The sequence below is a fragment of the Rheinheimera soli genome, assembly GCF_021290985.1.
In the GTDB taxonomy this organism is placed as follows: domain Bacteria; phylum Pseudomonadota; class Gammaproteobacteria; order Enterobacterales; family Alteromonadaceae; genus Pararheinheimera; species Pararheinheimera soli.
The window spans coordinates 1-23201 of the sequence record NZ_JAJOYU010000032.1 but is presented as its reverse complement, the minus strand read 5'-3'; the positions used below and the strand labels follow the sequence as shown (position 1 = coordinate 23201).

General features: G+C 46.4%; 19 protein-coding genes. 11 read left to right on the top strand and 8 right to left on the bottom strand.

Going from position 1 to position 23201, the window contains the following annotated elements; translation table 11 throughout:
- Position 1: 1 nt before the first annotated feature.
- Both LSG37_RS17560 and LSG37_RS17555 read left to right on the top strand, forming a co-directional pair.
- Entirely contained in the window at positions 2-1252 is a 1251-nt protein-coding gene (locus LSG37_RS17560; protein WP_233081108.1) for a glutamate-5-semialdehyde dehydrogenase, read from the top strand.
- Between the two features lie 67 nt (positions 1253-1319).
- On the top strand, positions 1320-1796 hold the full coding sequence (locus LSG37_RS17555) for a hypothetical protein (protein ID WP_233081107.1): 477 nt from the start codon (positions 1320-1322) through the stop codon (positions 1794-1796).
- Here LSG37_RS17555 and LSG37_RS17550 read toward each other — a convergent pair.
- Positions 1793-2038 (bottom strand): DUF1272 domain-containing protein, encoded by a 246-nt coding sequence (locus LSG37_RS17550; RefSeq protein ID WP_233081106.1) that lies wholly within the window; start codon positions 2036-2038, stop codon positions 1793-1795. The two genes, LSG37_RS17555 and LSG37_RS17550, sit on opposite strands and share 4 nt — an antisense overlap.
- 176 nt (positions 2039-2214) lie before the next feature.
- On the opposite strand from LSG37_RS17550, the gene LSG37_RS17545 reads away from it, so the two are divergent.
- Complete coding sequence (locus LSG37_RS17545) at positions 2215-3297, top strand: glycerol-3-phosphate dehydrogenase/oxidase (RefSeq protein ID WP_233081105.1); 1083 nt, start codon at positions 2215-2217, stop codon at positions 3295-3297.
- Here the strand turns inward: LSG37_RS17545 and argA are convergent.
- From argA to LSG37_RS17525, 4 genes are all read right to left on the bottom strand, one after another.
- Positions 3292-4611: an amino-acid N-acetyltransferase gene (gene argA, locus LSG37_RS17540; protein WP_233081104.1), complete on the bottom strand. Its 1320-nt coding sequence runs from the start codon at positions 4609-4611 to the stop codon at positions 3292-3294. The two genes, LSG37_RS17545 and argA, sit on opposite strands and share 6 nt — an antisense overlap.
- Before the next feature lie 300 nt (positions 4612-4911).
- Positions 4912-5757 carry a hypothetical protein gene (locus LSG37_RS17535; protein WP_233081103.1) on the bottom strand — a complete coding sequence of 282 codons (846 nt, stop codon included), beginning with the start codon at positions 5755-5757 and terminating at the stop codon, positions 4912-4914.
- Between the two features lie 170 nt (positions 5758-5927).
- Positions 5928-6278, bottom strand: coding sequence for a hypothetical protein (locus LSG37_RS17530; RefSeq protein ID WP_233081102.1), 351 nt, complete (start codon positions 6276-6278; stop codon positions 5928-5930).
- 52 nt (positions 6279-6330) lie between these two features.
- Positions 6331-6666 carry a hypothetical protein gene (locus LSG37_RS17525; RefSeq protein WP_233081101.1) on the bottom strand — a complete coding sequence of 112 codons (336 nt, stop codon included), beginning with the start codon at positions 6664-6666 and terminating at the stop codon, positions 6331-6333.
- A 238-nt stretch (positions 6667-6904) separates the two neighbouring features.
- Between LSG37_RS17525 and LSG37_RS17520 the strand changes: the two genes are divergently transcribed.
- Both LSG37_RS17520 and LSG37_RS17515 read left to right on the top strand, forming a co-directional pair.
- Positions 6905-14392 (top strand): FG-GAP-like repeat-containing protein, encoded by a 7488-nt coding sequence (locus LSG37_RS17520; RefSeq protein ID WP_233081100.1) that lies wholly within the window; start codon positions 6905-6907, stop codon positions 14390-14392.
- Positions 14389-15039: a hypothetical protein gene (locus LSG37_RS17515; RefSeq protein ID WP_233081099.1), complete on the top strand. Its 651-nt coding sequence runs from the start codon at positions 14389-14391 to the stop codon at positions 15037-15039. Before LSG37_RS17520 ends, LSG37_RS17515 begins: the two co-directional genes overlap by 4 nt.
- 224 nt (positions 15040-15263) lie before the next feature.
- On the opposite strand, the gene LSG37_RS17510 is transcribed toward LSG37_RS17515, so the two are convergent.
- Positions 15264-15980: a hypothetical protein gene (locus LSG37_RS17510; RefSeq protein WP_233081098.1), complete on the bottom strand. Its 717-nt coding sequence runs from the start codon at positions 15978-15980 to the stop codon at positions 15264-15266.
- A gap of 406 nt (positions 15981-16386) precedes the next feature.
- Between LSG37_RS17510 and LSG37_RS17505 the strand changes: the two genes are divergently transcribed.
- The 5 genes from LSG37_RS17505 to LSG37_RS17485 all read left to right on the top strand — a co-directional run bounded on the left by LSG37_RS17505 (position 16387) and on the right by LSG37_RS17485 (position 20707).
- The gene (locus tag LSG37_RS17505; protein ID WP_233081097.1) at positions 16387-16755 is read left to right on the top strand and encodes a hypothetical protein; all 369 of its coding nucleotides are present in this window, start codon (positions 16387-16389) and stop codon (positions 16753-16755) included.
- Positions 16756-17028: 273 nt separating this feature from the next.
- Complete coding sequence (istA, locus tag LSG37_RS17500) at positions 17029-18564, top strand: IS21 family transposase (protein ID WP_233081096.1); 1536 nt, start codon at positions 17029-17031, stop codon at positions 18562-18564.
- A 1-nt stretch (position 18565) separates the two neighbouring features.
- Positions 18566-19315, top strand: a complete 750-nt coding sequence (gene istB / locus LSG37_RS17495) for an IS21-like element helper ATPase IstB (RefSeq protein WP_233081095.1) — start codon at positions 18566-18568, stop codon at positions 19313-19315.
- Entirely contained in the window at positions 19315-19770 is a 456-nt protein-coding gene (locus tag LSG37_RS17490) for a hypothetical protein (RefSeq protein ID WP_233081094.1), read from the top strand. Before istB ends, LSG37_RS17490 begins: the two co-directional genes overlap by 1 nt.
- The gene (locus tag LSG37_RS17485) at positions 19754-20707 is read left to right on the top strand and encodes a tyrosine-type recombinase/integrase (protein ID WP_233081093.1); all 954 of its coding nucleotides are present in this window, start codon (positions 19754-19756) and stop codon (positions 20705-20707) included. The genes LSG37_RS17490 and LSG37_RS17485 overlap by 17 nt, the downstream gene beginning before the upstream one ends.
- Before the next feature lie 67 nt (positions 20708-20774).
- On the opposite strand, the gene LSG37_RS17480 is transcribed toward LSG37_RS17485, so the two are convergent.
- The gene (locus LSG37_RS17480) at positions 20775-21179 is read right to left on the bottom strand and encodes a hypothetical protein (RefSeq protein ID WP_233081092.1); all 405 of its coding nucleotides are present in this window, start codon (positions 21177-21179) and stop codon (positions 20775-20777) included.
- Positions 21176-21739 (bottom strand): Panacea domain-containing protein, encoded by a 564-nt coding sequence (locus LSG37_RS17475; RefSeq protein ID WP_233081091.1) that lies wholly within the window; start codon positions 21737-21739, stop codon positions 21176-21178. Before LSG37_RS17475 ends, LSG37_RS17480 begins: the two co-directional genes overlap by 4 nt.
- A 213-nt stretch (positions 21740-21952) precedes the next feature.
- On the opposite strand from LSG37_RS17475, the gene LSG37_RS17470 reads away from it, so the two are divergent.
- A complete protein-coding gene (locus LSG37_RS17470; RefSeq protein WP_233081090.1) occupies positions 21953-23146 on the top strand; it encodes a Tle-like phospholipase domain-containing protein in 1194 nt (397 codons plus the stop codon).
- Positions 23147-23201: the final 55 nt, after the last annotated feature.

Below are 23201 nucleotides of genomic sequence, written 5' to 3'. Positions count from 1 at the left end.
CATGAGCGATGTAAATATTAAAGCCATTTGCCAGCAGGCCAAAATCGCAGCGTTACAGCTGGCGCAGCTCTCTGAAGCAGATAAAAATCAGCTGTTGCTGGCAATGGCTGATCAGTTAGAAGCCGATACAGCTTTGATTCTGGCGGGCAATGCCAAAGATATGGCAGCAGGGCGCGAGAAGCAGTTAGCAGAGGCTATGCTGGACCGCTTATTGCTGACCGAAGATCGGATTAAAACTTTAGCCAATGCCGTGCGTTACATCGCTGCTTTACCAGATCCTGTTGGGCAAATTCGTCAGATGGCGCCACGGCCTAATGGCATTCAGGTCGGGAAAATGTGTATTCCGCTTGGCGTGATCGCGATGATTTATGAAGCCAGGCCTAATGTCACGGCAGACGCTGGTGCTTTGTGTTTAAAATCAGGCAATGCGGTGATATTACGCGGTGGCCGTGAAGCTTTGCAGTCCAGCCTGGCTATTGCTGCTTCCTTGCACAAAGCCATGGCAAAACAAGGGGTAAACCCGGCGGCCATTAGCGTGATCCCAGACCCAGACCGGGCTTTATTACTGGAATTACTGCAACAAAAAGACAGTGTCGATTTAGTGATACCCCGAGGCGGTGAAGGTTTAATTCATTTTGTCAGCGACAACAGCAAAATTCCGGTCATTCAGCATTACAAAGGCATCTGCCATTTGTATGTGGATAAAGCTGCGGATTTGGATAAAGCCATGGCGTTGTTATTAAACGGCAAAACCCAGCGGCCAGGTGTGTGTAATTCGCTGGAAACTTTGTTGGTGCATCAGGCGGTAGCGTCGGAGTTTTTAGCTTTAGTGTCTGCGGCTTTTGAAGAACAAAAGGTGGAAGTCTTTGCCTGCGACTTGTCTTTGCCTTATTTCACTGCTGCTACCAAGGCAGATGACGCTCAGTTTGATACCGAATATTTGCGTTTAGCCATGTCGGTAAAAACAGTGGCTGATTACGACGAAGCTATTGCTCATATTCAGCGCCATAGCTCAGGTCATACTGAAGTCATTTGCACTCAGGATATCAGTACAGCACAGCGGTTTTTAAAGCAAATTAACAGTGCTGTAGTGATGGTCAATGCGTCCTCACGTTTCAGTGACGGCGGCGAATTGGGTTTAGGGGCAGAAATTGGTATTTCTACGTCCAAATTACACGCCTACGGCCCTATGGGGCTGGAATCCCTGACCACAGAAAAATATATAGTGATAGGCGACGGCCAAACCCGCTAAAGCGGGTTCAAGTTTATTGAAGTGGCGCCGATAACAGAGTGGATTCTCTGTTTTCGGTGCAAAGCTGATGATAAAAATGGACTTAAACCAGATGCTCAATGTGAGCATTCAAAACGCAGTGCCTGCAGCAACGCCGCCAGCCTCTGTTTCGGCTAACAACACCCCAGAGCCGGAAAAAGACAGCAGTAAAGCTCCTGTCGGTATTCATGTCGATCTGTCGCCGCTGGGTTTAGATAAATCCAAAAAAGCCGAAAGGGACAAAGATATTGAGGAAAGTGAGCTGCCTGACAGTGTGAAGCAGGCTCTGAAAGCCATACGTGATAAGCAGGAAGAGCTGGAGAAAAAACAACAAGAGCTGCAACAGCTGATGAGTAACAGTTCTATGCCGCCTGAAGAAAAGCAGGAAAAGGTAAAGGCGCTGCAAGCTGAAGTCAGCAGTTTAAGTCGCGGCTTGGTTGATTCAAAAAATAATTTAGTCAGCTCGATGCAAGACCAAGGCTTAACCGAACAGCAAATTCAAACCGCCATGGCGTTGATGAATTAAGATCCTATTATCTCGGCGTAATCTGGTTTCAGCAGCCGCACCAAAGAAGGTGGATTAGCCTTTAATTTACTGGCGGGCCGCACTGGCCTTTTGACCAATTCTCCACCGCAGTTTGGACAAATGCCAGCCATCTTGCTGGTACAAGCCGGGCAAAAGGTACATTCAAAAGAGCAGATATAAGCCTGGTCTGCTGGTGCCAAATCCGTATCACAACATTCGCAATTGGGTCTGAGTTCTAACATCACTGTCTCCTTTGATTCGTTTCAATCTATTTCAGCAGAGGCAACATCAGCTGTCTGCCAGAATTCAGGCCAATCTCTGTTGCTTATCAGCCAGAGCCGCTTGGCAGCCCGGCAACTCAGTTCGACAATTTGCTCTTAATCTGCTTTTATAGATCAAAGACTTAATGGGTTCTCATATGAAAATAGCGGTAATAGGTGGTGGTATTAACGGTTTGTCATCCGCCTGGCAATTAGCTTTGGCTGGCCATCAGGTGGAGTTGTTTGAACGCGATGAGCTGATGCAGGCGACCAGTAAATCCTCCTCCAAATTACTGCATGGTGGTTTGCGTTATCTGGAGCAGGGCGAGTTTCGGTTGGTGCATGAAGCTTTGCAGGAAAGGCGCTGGTGGCTGAAGAAAGCGCCGCATTTAACTAAAAGATTACCGCTTTTGTATCCAATTTATCAGAACGGCCAAAGGCCCCGCTGGCAAATCAAAATTGGTTTGTGGCTTTATGACGTGCTGAGTGGCAAAAAAGGCATAGGCCGCCATCGCTGGCTGACAGCAGAGCAGGCAAAACGCTGTTCTCCACAACTAAAAACAGATGGTTTAACTGGTGCTTATTTATTTTTTGATGGCCAGATGGACGACAGAAAACTTGGGCTCTGGGTGGCAGAGCAAGCCATCAAAGCTGGGGTGCAAATCCATCAACATTGCCCTGTCAGTCAAATCACTGCTACTGGTGGGGTCTTTGCCGGGAACAGCTCTGACTGGCAAGTCTTTGATCTGGTAGTGAATGTAGCAGGGCCCTGGAGTAATCAGTTGTTAGAACAGTCTGAACTGCCAGTGCAACAAGCTTTAGACTTGGTGAGGGGCAGTCATTTATTGCTGCCAGCTGTCAGCCGATATGGCCATATGCTGGAAGTGCCGGGTGAGCGCCGCATTGTGTTTGTATTGCCTTATCAGGGGCAAACTTTATTGGGCACTACAGAAGTACGGCAAAGTCTGGCTGAACCTATAGAGTGCAGTGATGCAGAGCAGAGCTATTTACTGAAGCTGTATAACCATTATTTTGTCGGTCAGAAAACAGCAACAGATGTAAAAGACAAATTTGCCGGAGTGCGGCCTTTATTAGGAGGCAGTGACAGTGCCAGCACAGCCAGCAGGGAATACGCACTGAATTGGCAACAGCAGTTATTAACAGTCTCAGGTGGGAAATGGACTACAGCCAGAGCTTTGGCCCTGACTGTAGTGGAGCAGGTGCAACAAAAAGATTTATAAATCCAGTGCCAGTATTTTTGAGCGACGCTGGTAGTTGTACAACTGTTGTTTTTTCTCTGGTAAATCCTGCACAGTCACCAGTTCAAAACCATGCTCCTGGAACCAGTGAATACTGCGGGTGGTCAGTGCAAACAAGCGGTAATACTTACGTTGCCGTGCCAGCTGAATAATATTTTTCAGCAAAGCGCTGCCACGGTCTGCATCCCGGTATTGTTCATGTACAGCTAAGCAGGCAAATTCACCGACATTTTCTTCCGGAAATGGATAAAGCGCGGCACAACCGATAATTAAACCATCACGTTCAATCACGACAAACTGATCGATTTCCATTTCCAGTTGCTCGCGCGAGCGGCGAACTAATAAACCTTGCTGCTCCAACGGGCGGATCAAATCCAGAATACCGCCGATGTCAGTGATACTGGCGGCACGCAAACGTTCAGCCGCTTCAGTCACAATTTGGGTACCAATACCGTCACGGGAGAATAATTCCTGCAGCATGGCACCATTTTCGCCATAGCTGACTAAGTGACAACGTGGCACGCCAGAGCGACAGGCTGTGATAGCTGCATGCAAAAAGGCGATAGTGGCTGTGCAGGCATCTTCTTTTTGTTCCATCTGCCACATTAAATGTTCAGCATAATTGGGCATTAACTCTGCGGTAATATCGCCATCTTCACCGACAATACCGCCAGCTTCGTTAAAACCGATAATTTTTTCCGCTTTGAGTTTAATGGCAACCTGAGTGGCAATTTCTTCGGCAGTCAGATTAAAACTTTCACCTGTCACCGAAGCTGCAACAGGACCCATCACGACAATGCCGTTGTTATCCAATTGACGCCGAATACCCTGCACATCAATACGACGCACCCGGCCGCTGTGTAAATAGTCGATGCCATCGTCCACACCTAAAGGCTGGGCTATCACAAAGTTGCCACTGACTACGTTGATTTGCGCATTGTGCATAGGAGTATTGCTTAAGCTCATCGACAAACGAGCGGTAATATCCAGCTGCAAAGAACCTGCTACTTGTTTGATCACACGGAACGAATCATCGTCCGTCACCCGAATGCGGTTGTGGTAATCGCAATTTAAACCGGCCTTTTCCAGCGCCTTATTAATTTGTGGCCGGGCACCATACACCAGCACTATTTTAATGCCGAGCGTATTAAGCAAAGCTATGTCATTAATAATGCTGCGAAAGCCGGGCTGATCTATGGCTTCACCACCCAGCATCACCACAAAGGTTTTGCCACGGTGAGAATTCACATAAGGGGCAGACTGACGAAAGCCATCAACAAGTTCTGTAGTGCGCACTATGGTTTTGTTTCCTTCTGGCAAAAACAAAAATAAGACTAGGGCTGCCTTGTGACAGGAATACGACAGCAACTTAAGCATAGCAAAATAATGCAAAAGCTATAGCTGACGCTGTATGGGCAGTACAAATGAGCGCGCACTTTAAACAATTTTGGATAAATAACCAACAGTTAATTTGCATGGGGACTGTGTTTTTGTAAAACATATTTTATATCAATGCTTTATGTTTTACCTTCGGGTGCCGCTATTCATCTTTGTGGGTTGTTATGTTTCTTTACTGCATGAATATTAATTTATCCATTAAAAAGGGCAGGCTGGATGCTGTTGCAAAGTGGCTGCGGCGATTTGACGTAAAAACTGTTGTTGCTCAGAGCTTAAAGATATTTGCGGGAAATACGCCAGCAATTCGGCATTGTTTCCTGTGATGCTTTGATAAAACACTAAAGCTGTCAGAAAAGTACCAGCCAAAGCCGCATGATTGCCATCCGCTTCATGCAATATCATCTGAGGATCCTGCTGCAATACCATGTCCCAGGCCATGCCAACAGGCGCAACACAACCAGGCTCAGTCGCCACAATAGACTGATGCAACTGATGCACACGGCTGCCTTCTGTGCTGTTGCCATCCTGACCATGTTCCGGAAATAACACTGGGGTGGCGTTTTGCGCTTTTACCGCCCTAAGCCAAATCAGGCTGTCATCTACAGGGTAGCTATAAAGGCCAGAGGTGGAGTACTTCTGACCTTGTAAAATCACATGGCTCCAGCGTAAGGACTGCAGTAACTTTAAATCCGCGGTGCCAGATAAACGTTCATCCAGATAAGCGTAACCATCAGCCACAGTGATATCCACCACAGCCCCTGGTCGTCCTGCCAGAATCAGTTGCCGGATCAAGCCAGGCATATTGTGTGAGCGTACATGGCTGTTGCCAAACATCAGAATTTTATAATGATCGACATAGCGGTTGTCCGGCACTGCGGTAGCCAGTGGCAACTGACCAAAGTCAGGATTGTTCGGAGCAACCTGACCACCGCCGCCAGTATTGCCTGTCGCAGTTGTCGCACCGCCACCACAAGCTGACAAATACAGGCAACTTGCGGTTGTCATCGCCAAGAGGAAAAGCTTCAGTGTGCTGATTCTGTTCATAAGTACGCTCTGCGCTTTGTGCGCTGTAACAGGTGTAGTCGACAGCATGAGAGCCAAAGTAGAAAAAAGCCTTACTTTTATAGGAGAAAAAGCGGATAAATAAGTGATGCAAGTCAGTGCTCTGAACTCAAGGTGGTTTAATTTAGAATCAAGAGTGGGCAGGTACTACTTTAATTGTTAAGTTGCAATCCAGTCACAACAGGAAGCTCTCCGCGGCAGCCATTTACGAAAGCATGAATACGTTTATTTGAAACCATGGCTGTAGTCATCAATGTAAACAAGCGATCCATTGTTTTAGCATCAGCTTCTGTCGCCGCATCAAACACATAGAGATATTGTTTTGGGCCTGCAGAGCAATTATCCGGATCGTGATACGTAGTAGGGTCAACATAAAACCCGTGGTAGCCAGGCCGCCAGATAATATGCTTGATGAGTAGATTGCCATTGGTCCACTTTTCGGCCGCTGCAGATAAAGATATGAATGCTAAAAGGACTACGGAAAAACATTTAATCATGTGCATAATTCTCTGGTGAAAATAGATGTCTAAATTTTAGTTATATGTCGTTCATACATTATCGGGAATATGTCACGCTATATAGCTTGCAAAAATGTGTCGCTGAGCCTGCCCATTTTGAAGATATCTCTTCATGACCATGTAACTGCAGCTTTGTATTAGCCTGATAAGCCGCTATGAGCATGCTCAGGTTAGACTGATATCCTGCGTCGTCTTTGTTGAACCAATATCCTTTACACACACCAGAAGTGCTTTGTAGCACGACCACGACATCTGCATTTCCCCAATTGGTATAACTTTGTAAAGCTTTTATTTCTGAAACAGGCGAAAGCTGAAGGGCGAAAGCGGTCATAGGAACTAATGCTAAAATTTTTATTATCTTTCTTAAATTCATATGTTTATCCTTAAAAGGATTAAGTCCGGTCCGATGCGCGCAAAAAATCCTATCACTTCTTGTATCCGTTTTCATCTTTTATGTTGATTGATGGTAAATGTTTTGGTTACGATATTACGACTAAAGGTCTGTCCTCCATTTTCCTTCGCACTCGAGCTAAATAGCTGTTTTGTGAAAGACACTGCAAATCAACCAGCCTTTTAAGCCATTAGCCTCAAAACTCAGGGATGAATCCTCGATGATCAAAGCGATTTTTCGTTTAATTGCCTTATGTGCGTTATTAACATCCGTTCCTGTAAAGGCAAATGTTAGCCAGTACAGCGTATTTACCGATGCGGCTGGTAATATTTATTTAAAGGCGCCAGAAAAATTTGTTTTGATCCATTCAGATGTATCAGTGCCTTTGTTTGTCCCGCCTAAAAATGGTCTGCTGAAACTTTCCCTGGTGAATGGCTCTTGGGTAGTGCAGGAATTGACTTCGTCTCAATGGAATGCTTTAGCTCTTACCCCAGGTAATGCTCTTGTTGACCAATTGCGTTTTGGCGATATAGATGGTGATGGCGTGCCTGATCTGGTTATGTCGTTAAACAACACCCACTTTCCGGCTTTATCTCTGACCAATTTAAATAGCAATGCTGTTGTTCGTTCTTTAAATACAGGTTACCTGAGTCCGGCTTTTGTGCTTCAGGATGTTAACTCCGATGGCATTATGGATATTGTGGATAACAATACAGTTTTTCTGGGGCAGCGCAGTGGGACTATGCTTTATACGGGGCAAATCAAAACCAGTGCTGATGGTGACAATCCTGGCTTAACCGCAGCCCAATTCAGAGTAGATGAGTCAGGTCAGGCCACATATCAGATTCCAATCGTCATTCCCGCAGGTATTGCAGGTGTTCAACCCAGTGTTTCTTTAAGCTACAACTCAGGTGCAGGGGAAGGTATAGCTGGCATGGGCTGGAATGTTTCAGGCCTGTCTTCCATTCATCGTTGTGCAAAATCTATAGTACAAGACGGGGCTATTTCTGGTGTTTTCATGAACGCCAATGATGGTTATTGTCTGGATGGCCAACGACTGATACTCACAGACGGCACTTATGGTCAAGCTGGATCCACCTATCGTTTAGAAATTGACGACTTTTCAGTAATTACTGCCATAAGACAGGATAGTTCAGGCTCCGGACCGCAAGGTTTTGAAGTTCAAACCAAAGCTAAAGAAACTATGTATTTTGGCAACACTGACTTTAGCACATCCGATGCAGATGCTTTTGTGGAACCCGGTGGTAAAGCCGCTGGTTCAGTGGCAAGCAGCTGGGCACTCAAAGGGATCAAAGACGGTTATGGCAACTATATTGAATATGTTTACCGTAAAGGTGGTTTGTCAGCCTCTGATATTGGTACTGTTGAGTCGGCTGGCGTATTTGTTATCGATAGTATTCGTTATACAGGCACATCGAGTTCCGCACCTTTCGCTTCGATCAACTTTCACTATGACAAACACCCTTTCCCCAGGGCTGGCTTTGGTTATGGCGGTAGCTTTTATCAAAAATATCGCTTGGAAAGTATCAGTGTTTTATTGGATGGTGAAGCATACCGCTATTACGATCTGGGGCACGACACTAGCCAATATAGCTATCTGGATTGGGTGCAGGAATGTCTTGCTTCAGACAGAGTCAGTTGTCGGAACCCTCTGACGTTTGATTATCATAAACAAAGCAATACTTTGGCGTTTAATGCTTCAGAGTCATTGAGTTCAAGGCTAAAAAATACAACCCAATTTTTTGACATTAACGGGGACGGCAGAGCTGACATGGTTTATACCTCTGAGGATGGGAAAACCTTGTACATCAAAATGTCTAAAGCTGAAGGTGGCTTTGGTGCTGAAGAGGTGATCACATCAAAACTTGCTTCCGCTGAACTCATTAATTTTGTGGATGTAAATGGCGACGGCAATGTTGACATTTTTTATCCGGAAGACAGTAGTTGGAAGTTTGCGATTTACCAGCCTGATACTGTTGATGTGCCGATTCCATGCAGATCTAAAGGGGACTCTGTCTGTACCCCAGGTAAGAGTTATAGTCGAAGCTACAGTTTTACTAAAAAGACTGTTCTTGGCTGGAATTACAAGGCTGCTGATCTTGAGACATACAAAAACAGATTCTTTGCCGATGTAAATGGTGACGGCTTAATGGATTGGGTAGGTTTCTCAGATGAATCAATAGTCGCTTTTTTAAACGTGGATAAAACCTTCTCCCCTACTCAAACAACGGTTTATACAGTGCCTATTGAGGCTTTTCCGAAAGTTTCGGTAGATCCAGATGTACCGCAGTACAGACACATGAATACGAGGCAGGCCCATGTTGGCGATTTTAATGGTGATGGTGTGTCTGATGTTGTTGTCCAGTTAACGGCCATGGTGCCACGTTGTGGAACAAACTGTCCAGAACCTAAATCGGTACTCATTTATAGCAAGGGAGCTCAAAGTTTTGAGTACCAGGACTTCTCTTTGGCTGGCACAGATCACAGAACAGCCGACTTAAACGGCGATGGTTTATCCGATTTAATGTATATCCATAATAACGCCTGGAAATACCAGTTATCAACAGGGCAGTTGGGGTCTGCAACTTCTGCTTTTTCTTCGCCTGTCAGTTTGAATTTACCTGCTATAAACACCACCGAAGATTACAAGCATTTAGTGCAATTAGCCGATCTGGATAACAATGGTAAAGCCGATATTCTGGCGATCGAATCTACCAGCATAATCCGCTATTTCTGTCGTGATACCGGAGGAACTATTCCTTACAGTCAATTAATGACAGAGGGGGCCTCAATAGCAGCTCGCGGCGGCGAGTTTGAACATGATGGACCTGTCTGTCCGGATCTTTCCGAGGCAAGGCAAGAACCTTCCAATTCCAATCGCGTTATTATGCTGACAAGCACTTTTGATGATGCAGGTAACTTTGGTTTCAGCACGGTACAAGGCTTGGCAGCCTTTGTTCCAGTGAGCAAACAAACGGTAGTTCGTTTGGCGGATATTAATGCAGACGGTGACACAGATTTATTATTTACCAATAGTACAGCAGCTCAGAATGCAAGCTGGACTGCATATCATAATAATACGTCTAACCAGCAGGTGTTATCACATGCATCGTCTGCTGCAGAACTTGCAGGCATTCCCAAACATCAGTTAAAAGCCGTAACTAATGGCTTTGGTGTGAAAACGGAAATCAGTTACAAACCGATGACTGATAGTTCTGTTTATCAGGCAGAACCTACAATAAATAGCTCGGGAGAACTGAACCCTGACTATATTTCGCCTAAATATGGTATGTGGTTGGTTGATACTGTTACTTCTCAAACCCACAGCAGCGGTTCTTCTGTTGAGACAGTAGGTGTGAGTTACAATTATGCTGGCTACAGGCTGCATAAAAAAGGCCGTGGTGCTTTGGGTTTCTCTAGCCTCACCACCAGGGATTTGCAAAGTGGCATTAAAACAACAACAGAATATGACCAGAACTGGCCCTTCATCGGAAGGCCTGTAAAGACAACCAGTATGCTTGGCTCTCTCTTGCTCAGTGAAGCCACGTCCACTTGGGCTCAGGGAGTGAGTGCCAACGATGGACCTTATGTTTATCTGGAAAAGTCTGTTGAAAAAGGCTGGCAAATTGATAGTGCCGATAAGCTTAGTTTTGTAAGCCATATAGAGACCCATAATAGCTATGACAAAACATCGACAGGAGATTCGTTAGCTGGATGGGGTAATTTAACTAAATCTACTGTCACTTTATATGATGAAGAGGGAACTTCAGTACATAGCACCGAAAGTATTCATGCTTATGATGCAACTAACGTGACAGATTATTTGCGCTATGGCCGTTTGTCTGCATCTGTGGTGACAAAAACACAAGCTGTGACCAGCTATCAGCCTGCATCCACTCAAAGCCGTTCCAGTACTTTTGCGTATTACGATTCTGGATATTTGCAGAGCGAGACTATAGGCAGCGATTGCGCTTTCACTGCTGTGCCGGAAAACCTGAAAAGCAGAGCTTCAACTGGCTCATATTGTGATAGCTCGAATATCAGCACTAAAACCTATGCATATGACAAGTACGGTAACATCGAGACCTTGACCGTTACTGCTTCAGGTGGCAGCCGCTCAGAGACGACCAGCTACAGTACTGATGGGCGTTTTGTTGTTACTAAAACCAACGCGTTAAATCAGCAGGAACATTATTTATACAACGGCCAGAGCTCTGCCAGAGGCATATTGTATTCGGTGACTTCGACCGGTCCTAATGGGGTCAGCTCGACCAGTCATTTGGATGGTTGGGGACAAGGTTTTCAGGTCACCTCTGCGGATGGTAATGTCAGCACCACAGAAACCCTGTTTTGTAGCTCCAGTGTATATGGCGGCATATGTGGTACCCAGGGGTTATTGATCTCCAAAACAATAACCCCTGGTGCGCCAACCACTTTTGTGGTGACAGATAAGTATGGCCGCAAAGTTCGGCAGGCCAGTACGACTTTTGCTGATGCGAATTCCTACAGCTACGTAGACTTTGAGTATGACAAACATGGCAATCTTACTCAGCAATCTGATCCTTATTTCAATATTGCCCACAGAAAGCTAACGACTTTTGCATTTGATAAATTCCAACGCCCAACAAAAGTGACTTATCCGGGCGGTGTAACTTCACAAGTAACATATTGGGGATTACGAACCTCTACTGTGGATGAGAATGGTTTTTGGCGCGATGAACATAAAGACGTGGCAGGCAGAACCATCCATACTACAAATCCTTATAAAGGTTCATCATCTGCTTATGCAAACCTGAATAAAAATGGTGTGGAGTTCAGGTATTCAGCTTTTGGTGATCTGCTCACACAGTCATTTATTGTGAGAACCTCTGAGTACCCGGATGCTCCGCTCCCACCCAAACCGCCAATTGATGGAATTGATCCGCCAAAGCCTCCCATCATTGACATTATGAGTTCTGCCTATTCAGGCACCTTGTCACAAGTCGTTACTATTACTCATAGCTATGACAGTTATGGCCGGAAATTATCGACACAAGACGCAACCAAAGGCACATGGTATTACGGCTACAACGGTTTTGGTGAACAGATTGCACAGCTCAATGGTCGCAATGAATCCAGCACACTGGAATACAACCAACTGGGGCAACTGGTCGCGAAATCACAGCAACGCAGCCTCGATGAAGGTGGTGGTTATGATCTAACCTGTTACCGCTATGGTAATGACCCGGCTCAGAAAAATGTCGGTAAACTGATACAAACGGTTCAGTATTCTATTGCAGAAAAACGTGACTGTAGCGAACTGACAGCAACTGCAGCACGCTATAGTGAAACCCAAAGTTATGATGTGTATGGCCGCCCAGCCAGTTCAGAGCAAAAGCATAGCGGTAAAACGTTCAGTCAATCTACAAGTTATGATGCCTATGGCCGGGTCAGCCTGCAAGTACTGCCTTTAGGTAGGGTAATTAGCCTCGAATATCAAAATGGTTACCAGAAGGGTGTTTATGAATACCCGGCCAGAACTTTATTAAGTGAAGTAGAAAGCCTGGACGCTGCAGGCCGTGTCACACAAGAGAAGTTATACGGTGGAACCAGCAGAGTCACAGCCTTTGATCAAGACCGTGGTTTTATAGACAGCATCACTGTGTCTAAGGGCAGTCTTTCTATTTATAACGTGAGCTACGACTACGATAACAAAGGCACAACAGAACTCAGAACCAGCCAGTATTATGACCAGAATCATGTATTGAGCCAGACCATCAGCGAAGACTTTGTGTATTCAGAAGAAGGTCATTCAAGGCTGAAAGACAGGGTGATGACGGTGACTAATGCAGCGCTGGGTAACCATGTCAGCACTATCACTGAAAGTATGGGGTACGACGGTTTTGGCAATATCACCCGCAAAACGGGCACTGTAGACAATACCTACACCTATGATCAAACCAACCCTTATCAGTTGAACACTGTGACAGGTAACAGAAACTACAGCATGGTCTACGACGCGCACGGCAATATCACTCATGATGGCCAGCGTGAGTTTAAGTATTCCTCCAGCGATATGCCCCTGAAAATTGAACAAAATGGCACTATCACTGAATTTGCTTATGGCCCTGATAATCAAAGGTTTTACCGTAAAGACAGCCGCACTGAAAACGGTGTGGCTACGACCACAGAAACCTTTTATGCCGGTAAAGTGTACGAGCAAAACCATAAAACGACTGGCAGCCAAAGTACAGCCAGCATAGAGCACCGCTGGTATATAGGCCCTGTGGTGATCACCAACTTTGAAAGTGGCGCAGAAGAGCAATACGAAGTACTGCATGGGGACGCTTTAGGTTCTACTGTGGCTGTGACAGATGGCAGCGGCAACTTAAAAGCGCATTATTTGTACGACGCCTGGGGCAAACAAAGCCAGATTATGACAGGTTTTGTGGGAGCGAACCCTATAGCACCAGCGGCCAGCCGCCGCGCTTATACAGGCCATGAGAATGTGGAAGGCCTGGATATTATTCATATGAACGGCCGGATTTACGATGCAACCTTAGCAAGGTTTATGCAGGCCGATCCTTTTGTGCAGGCCCCGACCAATACCCAAAGTTATAACCGCTATAGCTATGTACTGAATAATCCGCTGAGTTATACCGATCCTAGTGGGTTCATCTTTAAAAAATTAAATAAAATGTTAGGAAAGTTTGCTCCTCTTTTAGGTGTTGCGCTCTTGTTTGTGCCAGTCATTGGACAATGGGCGGCGTTAAATATGTGGAACGCAGCAATGTATGGTTTTATGGCCGGCGGAGTTGCGTCAGGTAGCCTGAAGGGCGCTGTTATAGGTGCTGTATCAGGGGCTGCATTTCAACAAATAGGTGCAAGTTTTGACGCTAAGTCCGGCTTCTGGGAGGCTGGAGGTGTCGGGCATGTCGGCGCTCATGCTACGGCTGGAGGTATTTCGTCGGTACTGCAAGGCGGAAAGTTTGGACATGGGTTTGTTAGCGCTGGCCTAACAAAAGCGATAAATATTAACAGTCTTGTAGGCACTCAGCAGGGAGGCTTGTGGGATCAGGTAAGGATATCAGCAGCCGCAGTGATTGGTGGGACTATATCTAAAATAACAGGCGGTAAATTTGCAAACGGAGCAGTAACTGCTGGATTTGCTCAAGCGTTTAATGGGAATACACAGGCTAAGCGAGAGCAATCGTTAAAAGACTACATGCAAGAGAAGTATGGGAATTTGGCAATAAGTGATGAAGAGAGAGCTTTTGCAGAAGCTGGAGATCGAAAGTCTTTCTGGGAGTCAAGGCTAGCAAAGGGGGATAGTGTCGCGAGGACTGCAATGGCAATAGTGAATGATGAGAATTTTATAGGACCATTCTTTAAAGGGGGAGCGTTGGCAAATATGTACACAGGCTTGGAAGGGGATGCGTTAAATGCACTAGGGGTGGATTTAATGAATGCTCATATTGATGCTGTAGACTTTGATTACAACAACAATATTGGCATACCAGGCTTACTAAGCCCAACGCAGGCAGCGGCATACCATCACGATATATTCCCTGTTCATGGGCTTTCTCCTGCACAATTTGGAGGTACATTAGGAGTGTATTGGGGGAGTTGGCATTTAGCTTCCTCTCCAAATTTAATGCGAGGCATTTGGTGTACTGGTTGTGATAATTTAGGAGAGCGGATAAGGTGATACAGAAGCTTCTGCTCTTAATTTTCGTTCCGATGGTCTTACTATCTTGCTCGGAAACACAAAAGTATATTACTTTGGGCGGTAATGGGTACAAGATCCCTTCACACTATATTGTTTCTTATGAGAGTACTAGCGATTCTTCTGGATTTGACGATGCTAGTAATATGGTTGCCCTCACATTTTCTGAAGAAGAAGGGTTTGGTCATTTAACAGGGCAAAATGGTTGGTTACCTCACAGTCCTATTTCCATCATAATCTATGATGAAAAGGCAGGCGATTTTGAAATGGCTCTTTCTAAGGCTATTCCAACTGCTGATGTAGAATTTATTGAATTTGAAAAGGTTTATCGTGTATTCAGAAAACAATTTAGTAACCACTGGAAAGCGATACCGAAAAATGGGGCTGTATTCAACTCAAATGGAGTGGTTGCAGAAAGGGTATTGGAATGTACAGCATTGGGCGGTGTTGATGGGATAAAGGCTTCGCGCATTGACGAAAATATACCAACCTCTTGCAAAGTTTCTATCAAAAGAGGCAACCTTGTCATTAGATTTTCCTCAACAGAAAAGAACTTAGTTGAGAATTTTCGATTGATAAGTGATTTGGTGTTTTCAAAAATTGATTCATGGAAACACGAAGCTTTGTAAAACCATGACAACAACGACACCCATTCAGCGGTGTCTTTTTTTATGTCAATAATACGCAAAACCACCAGCAGCCCGGTCAACCTTTTCCGGTTGCGGTGGTCAGGGCACATCGGCAGGGCGGGCAATGGCTGTCGGTGCCTGCAAGTGTTGACACCGGTTGGTATGCTCATAAAAACCGGTTTGTGTTGCCCACTTCAACCAAAAAGCCCTGCCTGCCTCGCTGGTTAGCTGCTCAGCGGGATATGTCGATGTTTGGGGCGTTTGCGGTTCAATCGGGTTATGTACATCTTCCTTAGCCGGATGTCGGATGCAGTACTTGGACTGGTGTTCAATACGATCTCTAAAAAGCTGTTGCCTGATTTATTGTGAAGGGTTAAAAAATCCCGTTCTTCCTGCTCTGTGGTTATTAATGCCGCTTCTTTGACCATAGAAATAATAATGCCGTCCATCCTTATAAAATTCTGTATTTTGTCCTGGCTGCTTAACCAAAGATAATCCTTCGCATAATCGGCAAAGTCTGGCTGTTCTTCTGTAAAAGACAGTGTTTTGACGAGGAAGAAGATTTCATAATAAAAATAATGAAAAGGGGATGAACGAAGAAAATACAACAGCAGATTAAATAATTTTAATTTGATTTGGCCCCTGAAATATAAACCAACTTCCTGTCCTTGTGTTGCCAGCACAATAAGCGCGGCCAGTGCATTCAGATCCGCCACATCTGCAATGGCTTCCAGTGAGCAGCTGAGGATCGGGATGCGATTGCCATCGGCTGCATCACTGCCGTTGGCTTTTTTGAACAGGTGAGATTGCAGTTTGGCAGGCAGCGTTTTGTAAAACGCCATGCGCTGTGTGTTTTCTATCTGTTGACCGGGTGCAAAGCTAAGCGCCTGCCAGAAGGGCGAGGTATAAAAATTGTGCAGCTCTGCTTTTAACCCTGGCACTGTAGCGGCTCTGTCCAGAATAAGCCGGTAACTTTCTGTCGAAGGTGCAGTTTTTCGTTCCAGATAGCGCCGCCATTTTGAGCCAAAGCTACGGTCACCTTCAAAGTACTCAGCCAAATCGGGTCCTGCCCGTGGGATCTTCAGTCGATCACAGACCAAATAGATAAAAAGCTGAGCCCGGAACAGGTAGATATTCCGGCTCAGATTGTCGGCAGAATTTCGCATCAACAGATGCGAAAGTGGTTTAGGGCCATAAATTCACCTGTATATGCACCTTAGTCATTTTCAAACACAGTTTATTCCGGGATCAAAACACAGAAATCATCTTTTCCCGATCCCGCTGATTTTTCCTGTTTACCAGCTACATTCAAAGTTTATGTGATCCTGTGATTAAGGGGCATGGTTTGTGAAAAACATGGTAGATAAAGAATTTGTTGCGGCATTGGCCAGGGCTTTAAGTCTGGAACTCAGGGAATTGCAGGGGACCAGTGTGGCCGTTTCTGAGCGCGAAGCAAAACCGGCACAGCCGAGTCCGCAAGCCGTGTTGTCACTTTTGCTTTATGAAGAACTGCAGGAGCGTTATGGCCCCTTGATGTCAGGCATGGTGTTGGTAAAAGCCCTGGGTTATGGCAGCGCTGATGCGTTTCGTCAGGCGGTCAGCCGACAAACAGTGCCAGTGGCGGTGTTTCCTATTGCAGAACGGCGCGGCAAATTTGCGCTGACAAGGGATGTGGCCCTGTGGCTCGCCGAACAGCGTCTGGCGGGCACAAACTAACCTGGCCATACAGGAAGGAGGTGAGTATGTAACCGAAAAAAATCGACAGGGCCAGAAACAATAAAACCCCGGACGTTCATTCCGAGGTTTTATTACTTGAGTCAAAGTTTACAAGGCCTGACTTGAGCCTAAGTATTGTTTCTCCCCTTGCTGTTGTCAAGCCGGTGCAGCGCGTTGTGATGCTGCGCCATTGATTACTTTTACAACCGGTTCTGGTCATTGGGTTTATTTGCCTGATGCAGAGTCGTGTTGCCAAAAAACAAGGTGAACCCCATGACTGCATTCACACTGAGGGAAGTACTCAGGTTATTGCTAAACACAGCATACTCTAACCGGCGTATTGCCAGATTGTTGTGTCTGGCGCCCAATACGGTAAGGCGTTACCGGACGCTGCTGAAGCAGCAGAATACCAGTTGGTCGGCACTCAAACAGATGGACGACGACACTCTTAACCAGCGGTTTAATAAAGTGCGGGCACTGGCGCTTAACAAGCGAATGCCTGACTTACTGTACATGGACAGATTGCTCGAAGATCCAATGCAAACCCGGCTGCACATTTGGGAAGACTACTGCCGTGCAGAGCCGGAAACGGCCTATTCATTTTCCCAGTTTTGTGAGATTTACCGGTTGTTCAAAGCCCGGCGAGGCTGGTCGATGCGGCAAACTCATTATCCGGGGGATACCTGCTACGTGGATTATGCAGGTAAAACCATTCCCTGGACGGATACGAAAGCCCAATGCCAGCGCTATGCACAGATTTTCGTTGGCCTACCGGGGTATTCATTGCTGACCTTTATTCGCGCCAGCAACAGTCAGCAGACCGCCTGTTTTGTGGCTGCGCATGTGGCGATGTTTGAATACTTTGGTGGTGTGACCAAAGTGGTGGTACCGGATAACCTGAAAGCGGCGGTGATCCGCGCCGGAGCGTCACCGCATTTGAACCGGGATTATCAGGAAATGGCCAGTCACTACAACCTGGTGGTTGAACCTGCCCGGGTGCGGCGGCCTAAAGATAAATCCTTGGTTGAAAACGCCGTGAAACTGGTGTCGCGGTATATCACCCATGTTTTTCGGGGACGTACCTTCTTTAGCCTTGCTGAGATTAATCAGGCCCTTGAAGAAGTGATGGAACGGATGAATAGCAAAGCATTCAGGCGCATGCCCGGTTGTCGGCGTAGCCGGTTTGAACAGACTGAACGCTCTGCACTGCAGCCACTACCTGCGGAGCGGTATTGTCCGGCAGAGTGGCTACCTGCCAGAAAAGTACCGACCGATTACCATGTGCTTGTGTTTGGCCATGCGTATTCCGTTCCCTATCTGCTGACGGGGGAAAAGGTGGAAGTGCGGGTGACGGCAGATACGGTAGAGCTGATCCACAAAGGCGTGCGTGTAGCCACTCATGCCCGAAGCAGCGTTGAAGGGGGGCAAAGTACACAGGATAGTCACCGTCACGCTACTCACCAGGAGTATGCTGAACTGTGTTTACCACGTTTTGTGCAGTGGGCGGAAACGGTTGGCTCTGCAGCACTGGCGTTGGTGAAGGCGCAGTTTGCCGGACGACCTGAGCACTCAGCTCCGGCCGGGAACGCCTGTAAAGAGCTGCAACGTCTGGCAAGGGCATATGGCTCTGAACGCTTTGAGCTTGCCTGCCGCTGTGCCTGTGATATTCAATCGCTAACGGTCAAGAGCGTGCGTTCTATTTTGCAGTGCAAACTGGATCAGCGTCAGGAGCCTGCGGTTCCGGTGCAGAGCCAGTTACCACTGCATCACAATGTGCGTGGTGCCGACTATTTCCGTGGAGGGCTCTGAGATGCTGAATCATCATAGTGTTGAAGCGTTATGTCGTTTGCATCTGCCTGGTATGGCGGACGCGCTGCACAAACAATTAGCCTCGCCTGAATCACTTGGTCGCTCCTTTGAAGAGCGGTTGGCGCAGTTAATTGACGCCGAACAGTTATCCAGAGACGAACGTAAGCAACTGGGCTTGTTTAAGCGGGCCAAACTCAAATATGTACAGGCGTGCATGGAAGATGTGGACTACAAGGCGTCTCGCGGGCTGGAGCGTAGCTATATTGCCTCTTTGGCCTCATCCGAATGGGTGCAACGGGATCAGTTCTTAGTGCTGACTGGTCCCACTGGCGTAGGAAAAACCTGGTTGGCGTGTGCGTTTGCCAATCAGGCGATTCGACAGGGATCCCCAACACTGTACAAGCGGTTTTCGTTATTAATGGAAGAGCTGGATGTTGCCCGGCGGGATGGTTCACTACCCAAACTGCGAGGGCAATTGGCGAAGGTTAAATTGCTTGTGTTGGATGATTGGGCGATGACGCCATTGTCCACTGCAGGGCGACATGAATTACTGGAGTTGATAGAAGAGCGCAGCGGTCGCAGTTCTCTTTTGATCACAAGCCAGTTACCGATGGATAAATGGCATGACTATATCGGGGAGCCTACTATCGCCGATGCTATTTTGGACCGCATCGTGCACCGCTCACATCGTATTGAATTAACGGGTGGTTCGATGCGTCGTCGTCAGCGTTTAGCTGCAGGAGGTGAATAATGCGTAGTTCTGCCCAACACCTAAAAATGAATTCGCCTTATGCCAGTACGGACAATGTGTACCTGATGCAGGTGGTTCGTTATTACCATCAGCAGTTAGTTGCACATTACCAGCAGTTATCTGCGGCGGTTCCGCTGCATTTGAGTCTGGAAGACGTGAAGCAACGGCAGTGGGGGTATTGTGACCGCACTCTTGGTGTGCAGTTACCAAGTGCAAGGGACAGTGAAGGCGGTGCTATGCGTGGTGCCTTGCAGCGACTTGGAGTATTTAAAGCAAATGGCCGCGAGTTGTTTCGTGGTTGCATTGTGATCCCTGTGTTTGATGGCAATGGAATGCTGCTTGCCATCAAAGGAAAGCGTGTTGCAACCAGATTACCCAGTGGTAAGCCGCGCTGGATTGACTGGCAAAGAGAAGCAGTTTCTGCTTCAGGAGGTATGTATGACCAGCTTGATTAAACCTGTTGGTGACCAGATTGACGAGTGCATCAGTTATTATTTACAGCTGTGTGCTTGCAAAGGAGAAAGCCCGGAAACCATAGCGTCTAAACGCAGTCGACTGAAGTTATTCATGCTATGGGCGGGTGTTTTTGACGTAAGCCGTTTAATGCACATTACGCTGGATGTGATGGACCAATACCAGAACTATTTGCACAGTTATCGCCAGCCAAATCATGGTCGGCCATTAAGTCGGGGAACGCAACGAAACCGGCTGACGGTCGTGAAAGTTTTTATGCATACGATGTACATCAAAGGCTGTATTGCTGCATCAGTTTTGGATCGTATTGAGTTGCCTTTGATTGGACGGGTACTCCCTAAGGCTATATTCAATGAAAAAGAAATTGAGGCAATACTCAGCCAGACGTTGATATATGGAGACTGGGGAAAGCGGGACCGAGCTATTTTTGAGACTTATTATGCTACAGGGATCCGGCGCAGCGAATTAGCCCGACTGACTCTGGACGATATAGATTTGACGGAACGATTGTTGCGGGTCAATTGTGGAAAAGGCCATAAGGACCGGTTTGTTCCCATTGCGAAACGGGCATGCACTTGGGTAGAGCATTATTTGGAGCAGGTTCGTCCTCTCCTGGCAAACCTGCATTCTGGCCGTACCTTGTTTCTGGATAATCAGGGCAAAGCGTTTCGGCCACGAAAGCTATCTGAGCTTGCCAGTAAATATGTGCGTTTGGCAGGGATCAGGAAGCAAGGCGCTTGTAACCTTTACCGACATGCCACAGCCACTCTGATGCTGGAATATGGTGCGGATGTACGTCATGTGCAGGAGATGCTGGGGCATGCAAGTATTTCAACGACTCAGATTTACACCCATGTCACTATCGTTAAGCTCAGGGAGGTTTATGAGAAAACGCATCCGGCGGCACGCATAAGATAGGATCAGAGATTTCAGAGTGGCGGCGCATAGGTGCCGTCCTCTTTACTGAACTGAGGCAGTGTACGCTTTACTTACAGTGTGCTTCGTAGAACTTTTGTACGTAACGTTTGACTTCTCTGGTGACTTGAAAGCCGTCCAGGATCCTTTGCATTAGTTCTTCAGTACACGGCTGGTGAACATCGAAGTTTCCTTTAATCACTTCGTCTGTAATGCGATCGGGTGAATACAGTTCGGCATATCGGTAGTAGATAAAACTATCGTGTTTTACGAAAGGATGCTCTCCGGGCTTGAGGATGCAGGTAGTGTCAAAATAAAGATCTGGATCAATTGTTGATATGTTCACGAGTAACACTTTGTCGCCATTTTTATGTGGGGAAAAGTGAACATCACTGCAGACGAAATGAAGATGCTTTACAGGACCTGATGGGATAAGAATTGTCCCACGGCGGACGGGAGCGAAGGCAGTTGTCATAAGATTTTGCGTTTCTGTTCCTTCAGTTGCAAATTCTCACGGTATCTGTCCGTTAGCTTTGTCGTCTTTTTCATATCGTTGGTGAGCGCCATGAAAATATCCTGAGGGCGGATAGGGAGAGAGCTTCCATCCGGATCACGCCATTCAGGGCAATTTCCATCATGGGTGTAATCAACCAGTTGCCACTGATCCTTTGCGCCAAATTCGCTGAAAATACTTTCAAGAATGTCGGTTTCGGACAGACTCAAATCAGCGAAATCATCTTCATCAACGGCTCGGGCCAGACTCACTTCATGATTGGCTTCATCTTTGACGTAATATTCCCAACCTTTCTCCACAGGATATCTGCTACCCGCTTTGATAAGGTCGTATGTTTGTGACAGAACAGGGCCATGACGCATAGCAACAAAGGAGTCTCCTGTGATGGATTCTCCCCATAATTCCATAGCCTTTCTTTCAGCCAAATACATAAGCTTGATGAGCTTCAGGTATGGCATACGGCCACCATGTAACTGAAGCATGAATGCTGCCATCTGTGCTGCGCGAGTTTCTGAGTACATATATCTCCTGCCTTTGCTGCTTATTATACGTGTTATCGGCAAAGAAAGCATGTTTGTAAATTATCCCGCTAATGTACAAAAAAGATACAGTAAGTGTAAAGAGAACTGTTCAGGTAAAAAACGCCGGATTGTCGCATTTTTAATGTTATTGATAGCTGCAGGTTAGCGTTTGATTTTGCTGGCTATTTAACGTTATAGTAACAACAGGTTCATATGAACGGCCGGATTTACGATGCAACTTTAGCCAGGTTTATGCAGGCTGATCCTATTGTGCAGGCACCGACTAATACTCAGAGTTATAACCGCTATAGCTATGTGCTGAATAATCCGCTGAGTTATACCGATCCTAGTGGGTATTTGTTTAAGAAGTTATTTAAAGCTATTGCAGATATACCTATTTTGAACGCTGTTGTTACTGCTGTATTGGCATTTTATTGCCAAGCATGTTTGGTTGTATATAACACATTATCTACGTATGCGCTGACAGGTAGCCTTAAGTCTGCTTTGACGTCAGGTTTGTCTACAGCCCTGATGCCCGGAGGAGGTAGTGTAGGGAATGTGTTTGCAAGTGCAGCTATAGGTGGGGTTGCCTCTCTTATTCAGGGAGGAAAATTTGGCCATGGTTTTGTGTCTGCCGGTTTAGGTGCTGCTGTTGGCGGTATTGCTAGAGGAATGTCTAACACTATCTCGAAAGTTGTAGTTGGTTCTATTGTTGGGGGTACCGTTTCAAAAATTACTGGTGGCAAGTTTGCGAATGGTGCATTCTCAGGTGCGTTTGCTGCGGCTTTATCTTCCTCTGCAGAGGAAGTAGACAGTGAAGTCCAGGGAGATATGAAAATGGCGGAAATGATCTACAACGATGGCAATGGTGCGGTTGAGGGACAGGAGGTTGCAGGTCATAAGTTACTCAAGATCCATAATGACGATGCGAGCGGGTTACGTGCAGGTTTATTTGTCAGCGATTCTGGTGACGCTGTGCTCAGTTTTGCAGGGACAGATACATCAAGTTTTAGTGGTTTCTTAACCGACATGAAAACAAACTTTTTACAGGCTTTAGGGATGGAATCTGCACAATATTCTGGGGCAAAAAATTTGGCAAAAAGATACTCAAGTCAATACAGTAATCTCCGTTTTGTGGGCCATTCTTTGGGTGGAGGTTTGGCAGCGGCTGCTGCTTATACCACAGGTGGTAGGGCTACACTGTTTAATGCCGCAGGTCTTAATTCAAGCACAATAAAAGGTAGCCTCTATTCCCCTAAAATTACCCACTATTACAGTGGTTATGATGGTATTCGGGTGCTGAACTCCGTTTCACCGGTCAGCGTGCCTGGACGACAAATAGGCTTGGGGCATGCGGGAGCGCACGGGATGGGATCCATGTGTAAACGGGCAGGTACATCATGCTAAAGATGTTCATCAGCTGTTTAATTTTAGTATGTTCACTCAGTGCTTGTGCCTCCGC

Excerpts from the sequence above, each read along its gene's own strand:
- LSG37_RS17560 (WP_233081108.1), top strand. The coding sequence starts at position 2 with ATGAGCGATGTAAATATTAAAGCCATTTGCCAGCAGGCCAAAATCGCA.
- LSG37_RS17555 (WP_233081107.1), top strand. The coding sequence starts at position 1,320 with ATGATAAAAATGGACTTAAACCAGATGCTCAATGTGAGCATTCAAAAC.
- LSG37_RS17550 (WP_233081106.1), bottom strand. The coding sequence starts at position 2,038 with ATGTTAGAACTCAGACCCAATTGCGAATGTTGTGATACGGATTTGGCA.
- LSG37_RS17545 (WP_233081105.1), top strand. The coding sequence starts at position 2,215 with ATGAAAATAGCGGTAATAGGTGGTGGTATTAACGGTTTGTCATCCGCC.
- LSG37_RS17535 (WP_233081103.1), bottom strand. The coding sequence starts at position 5,757 with ATGAACAGAATCAGCACACTGAAGCTTTTCCTCTTGGCGATGACAACC.
- LSG37_RS17530 (WP_233081102.1), bottom strand. The coding sequence starts at position 6,278 with ATGCACATGATTAAATGTTTTTCCGTAGTCCTTTTAGCATTCATATCT.
- LSG37_RS17525 (WP_233081101.1), bottom strand. The coding sequence starts at position 6,666 with ATGAATTTAAGAAAGATAATAAAAATTTTAGCATTAGTTCCTATGACC.
- LSG37_RS17520 (WP_233081100.1), top strand. The coding sequence starts at position 6,905 with ATGATCAAAGCGATTTTTCGTTTAATTGCCTTATGTGCGTTATTAACA.
- istA (WP_233081096.1), top strand. The coding sequence starts at position 17,029 with ATGACTGCATTCACACTGAGGGAAGTACTCAGGTTATTGCTAAACACA.
- istB (WP_233081095.1), top strand. The coding sequence starts at position 18,566 with ATGCTGAATCATCATAGTGTTGAAGCGTTATGTCGTTTGCATCTGCCT.
- LSG37_RS17490 (WP_233081094.1), top strand. The coding sequence starts at position 19,315 with ATGCGTAGTTCTGCCCAACACCTAAAAATGAATTCGCCTTATGCCAGT.
- LSG37_RS17485 (WP_233081093.1), top strand. The coding sequence starts at position 19,754 with ATGACCAGCTTGATTAAACCTGTTGGTGACCAGATTGACGAGTGCATC.
- LSG37_RS17480 (WP_233081092.1), bottom strand. The coding sequence starts at position 21,179 with ATGACAACTGCCTTCGCTCCCGTCCGCCGTGGGACAATTCTTATCCCA.
- LSG37_RS17475 (WP_233081091.1), bottom strand. The coding sequence starts at position 21,739 with ATGTACTCAGAAACTCGCGCAGCACAGATGGCAGCATTCATGCTTCAG.
- LSG37_RS17470 (WP_233081090.1), top strand. The coding sequence starts at position 21,953 with ATGAACGGCCGGATTTACGATGCAACTTTAGCCAGGTTTATGCAGGCT.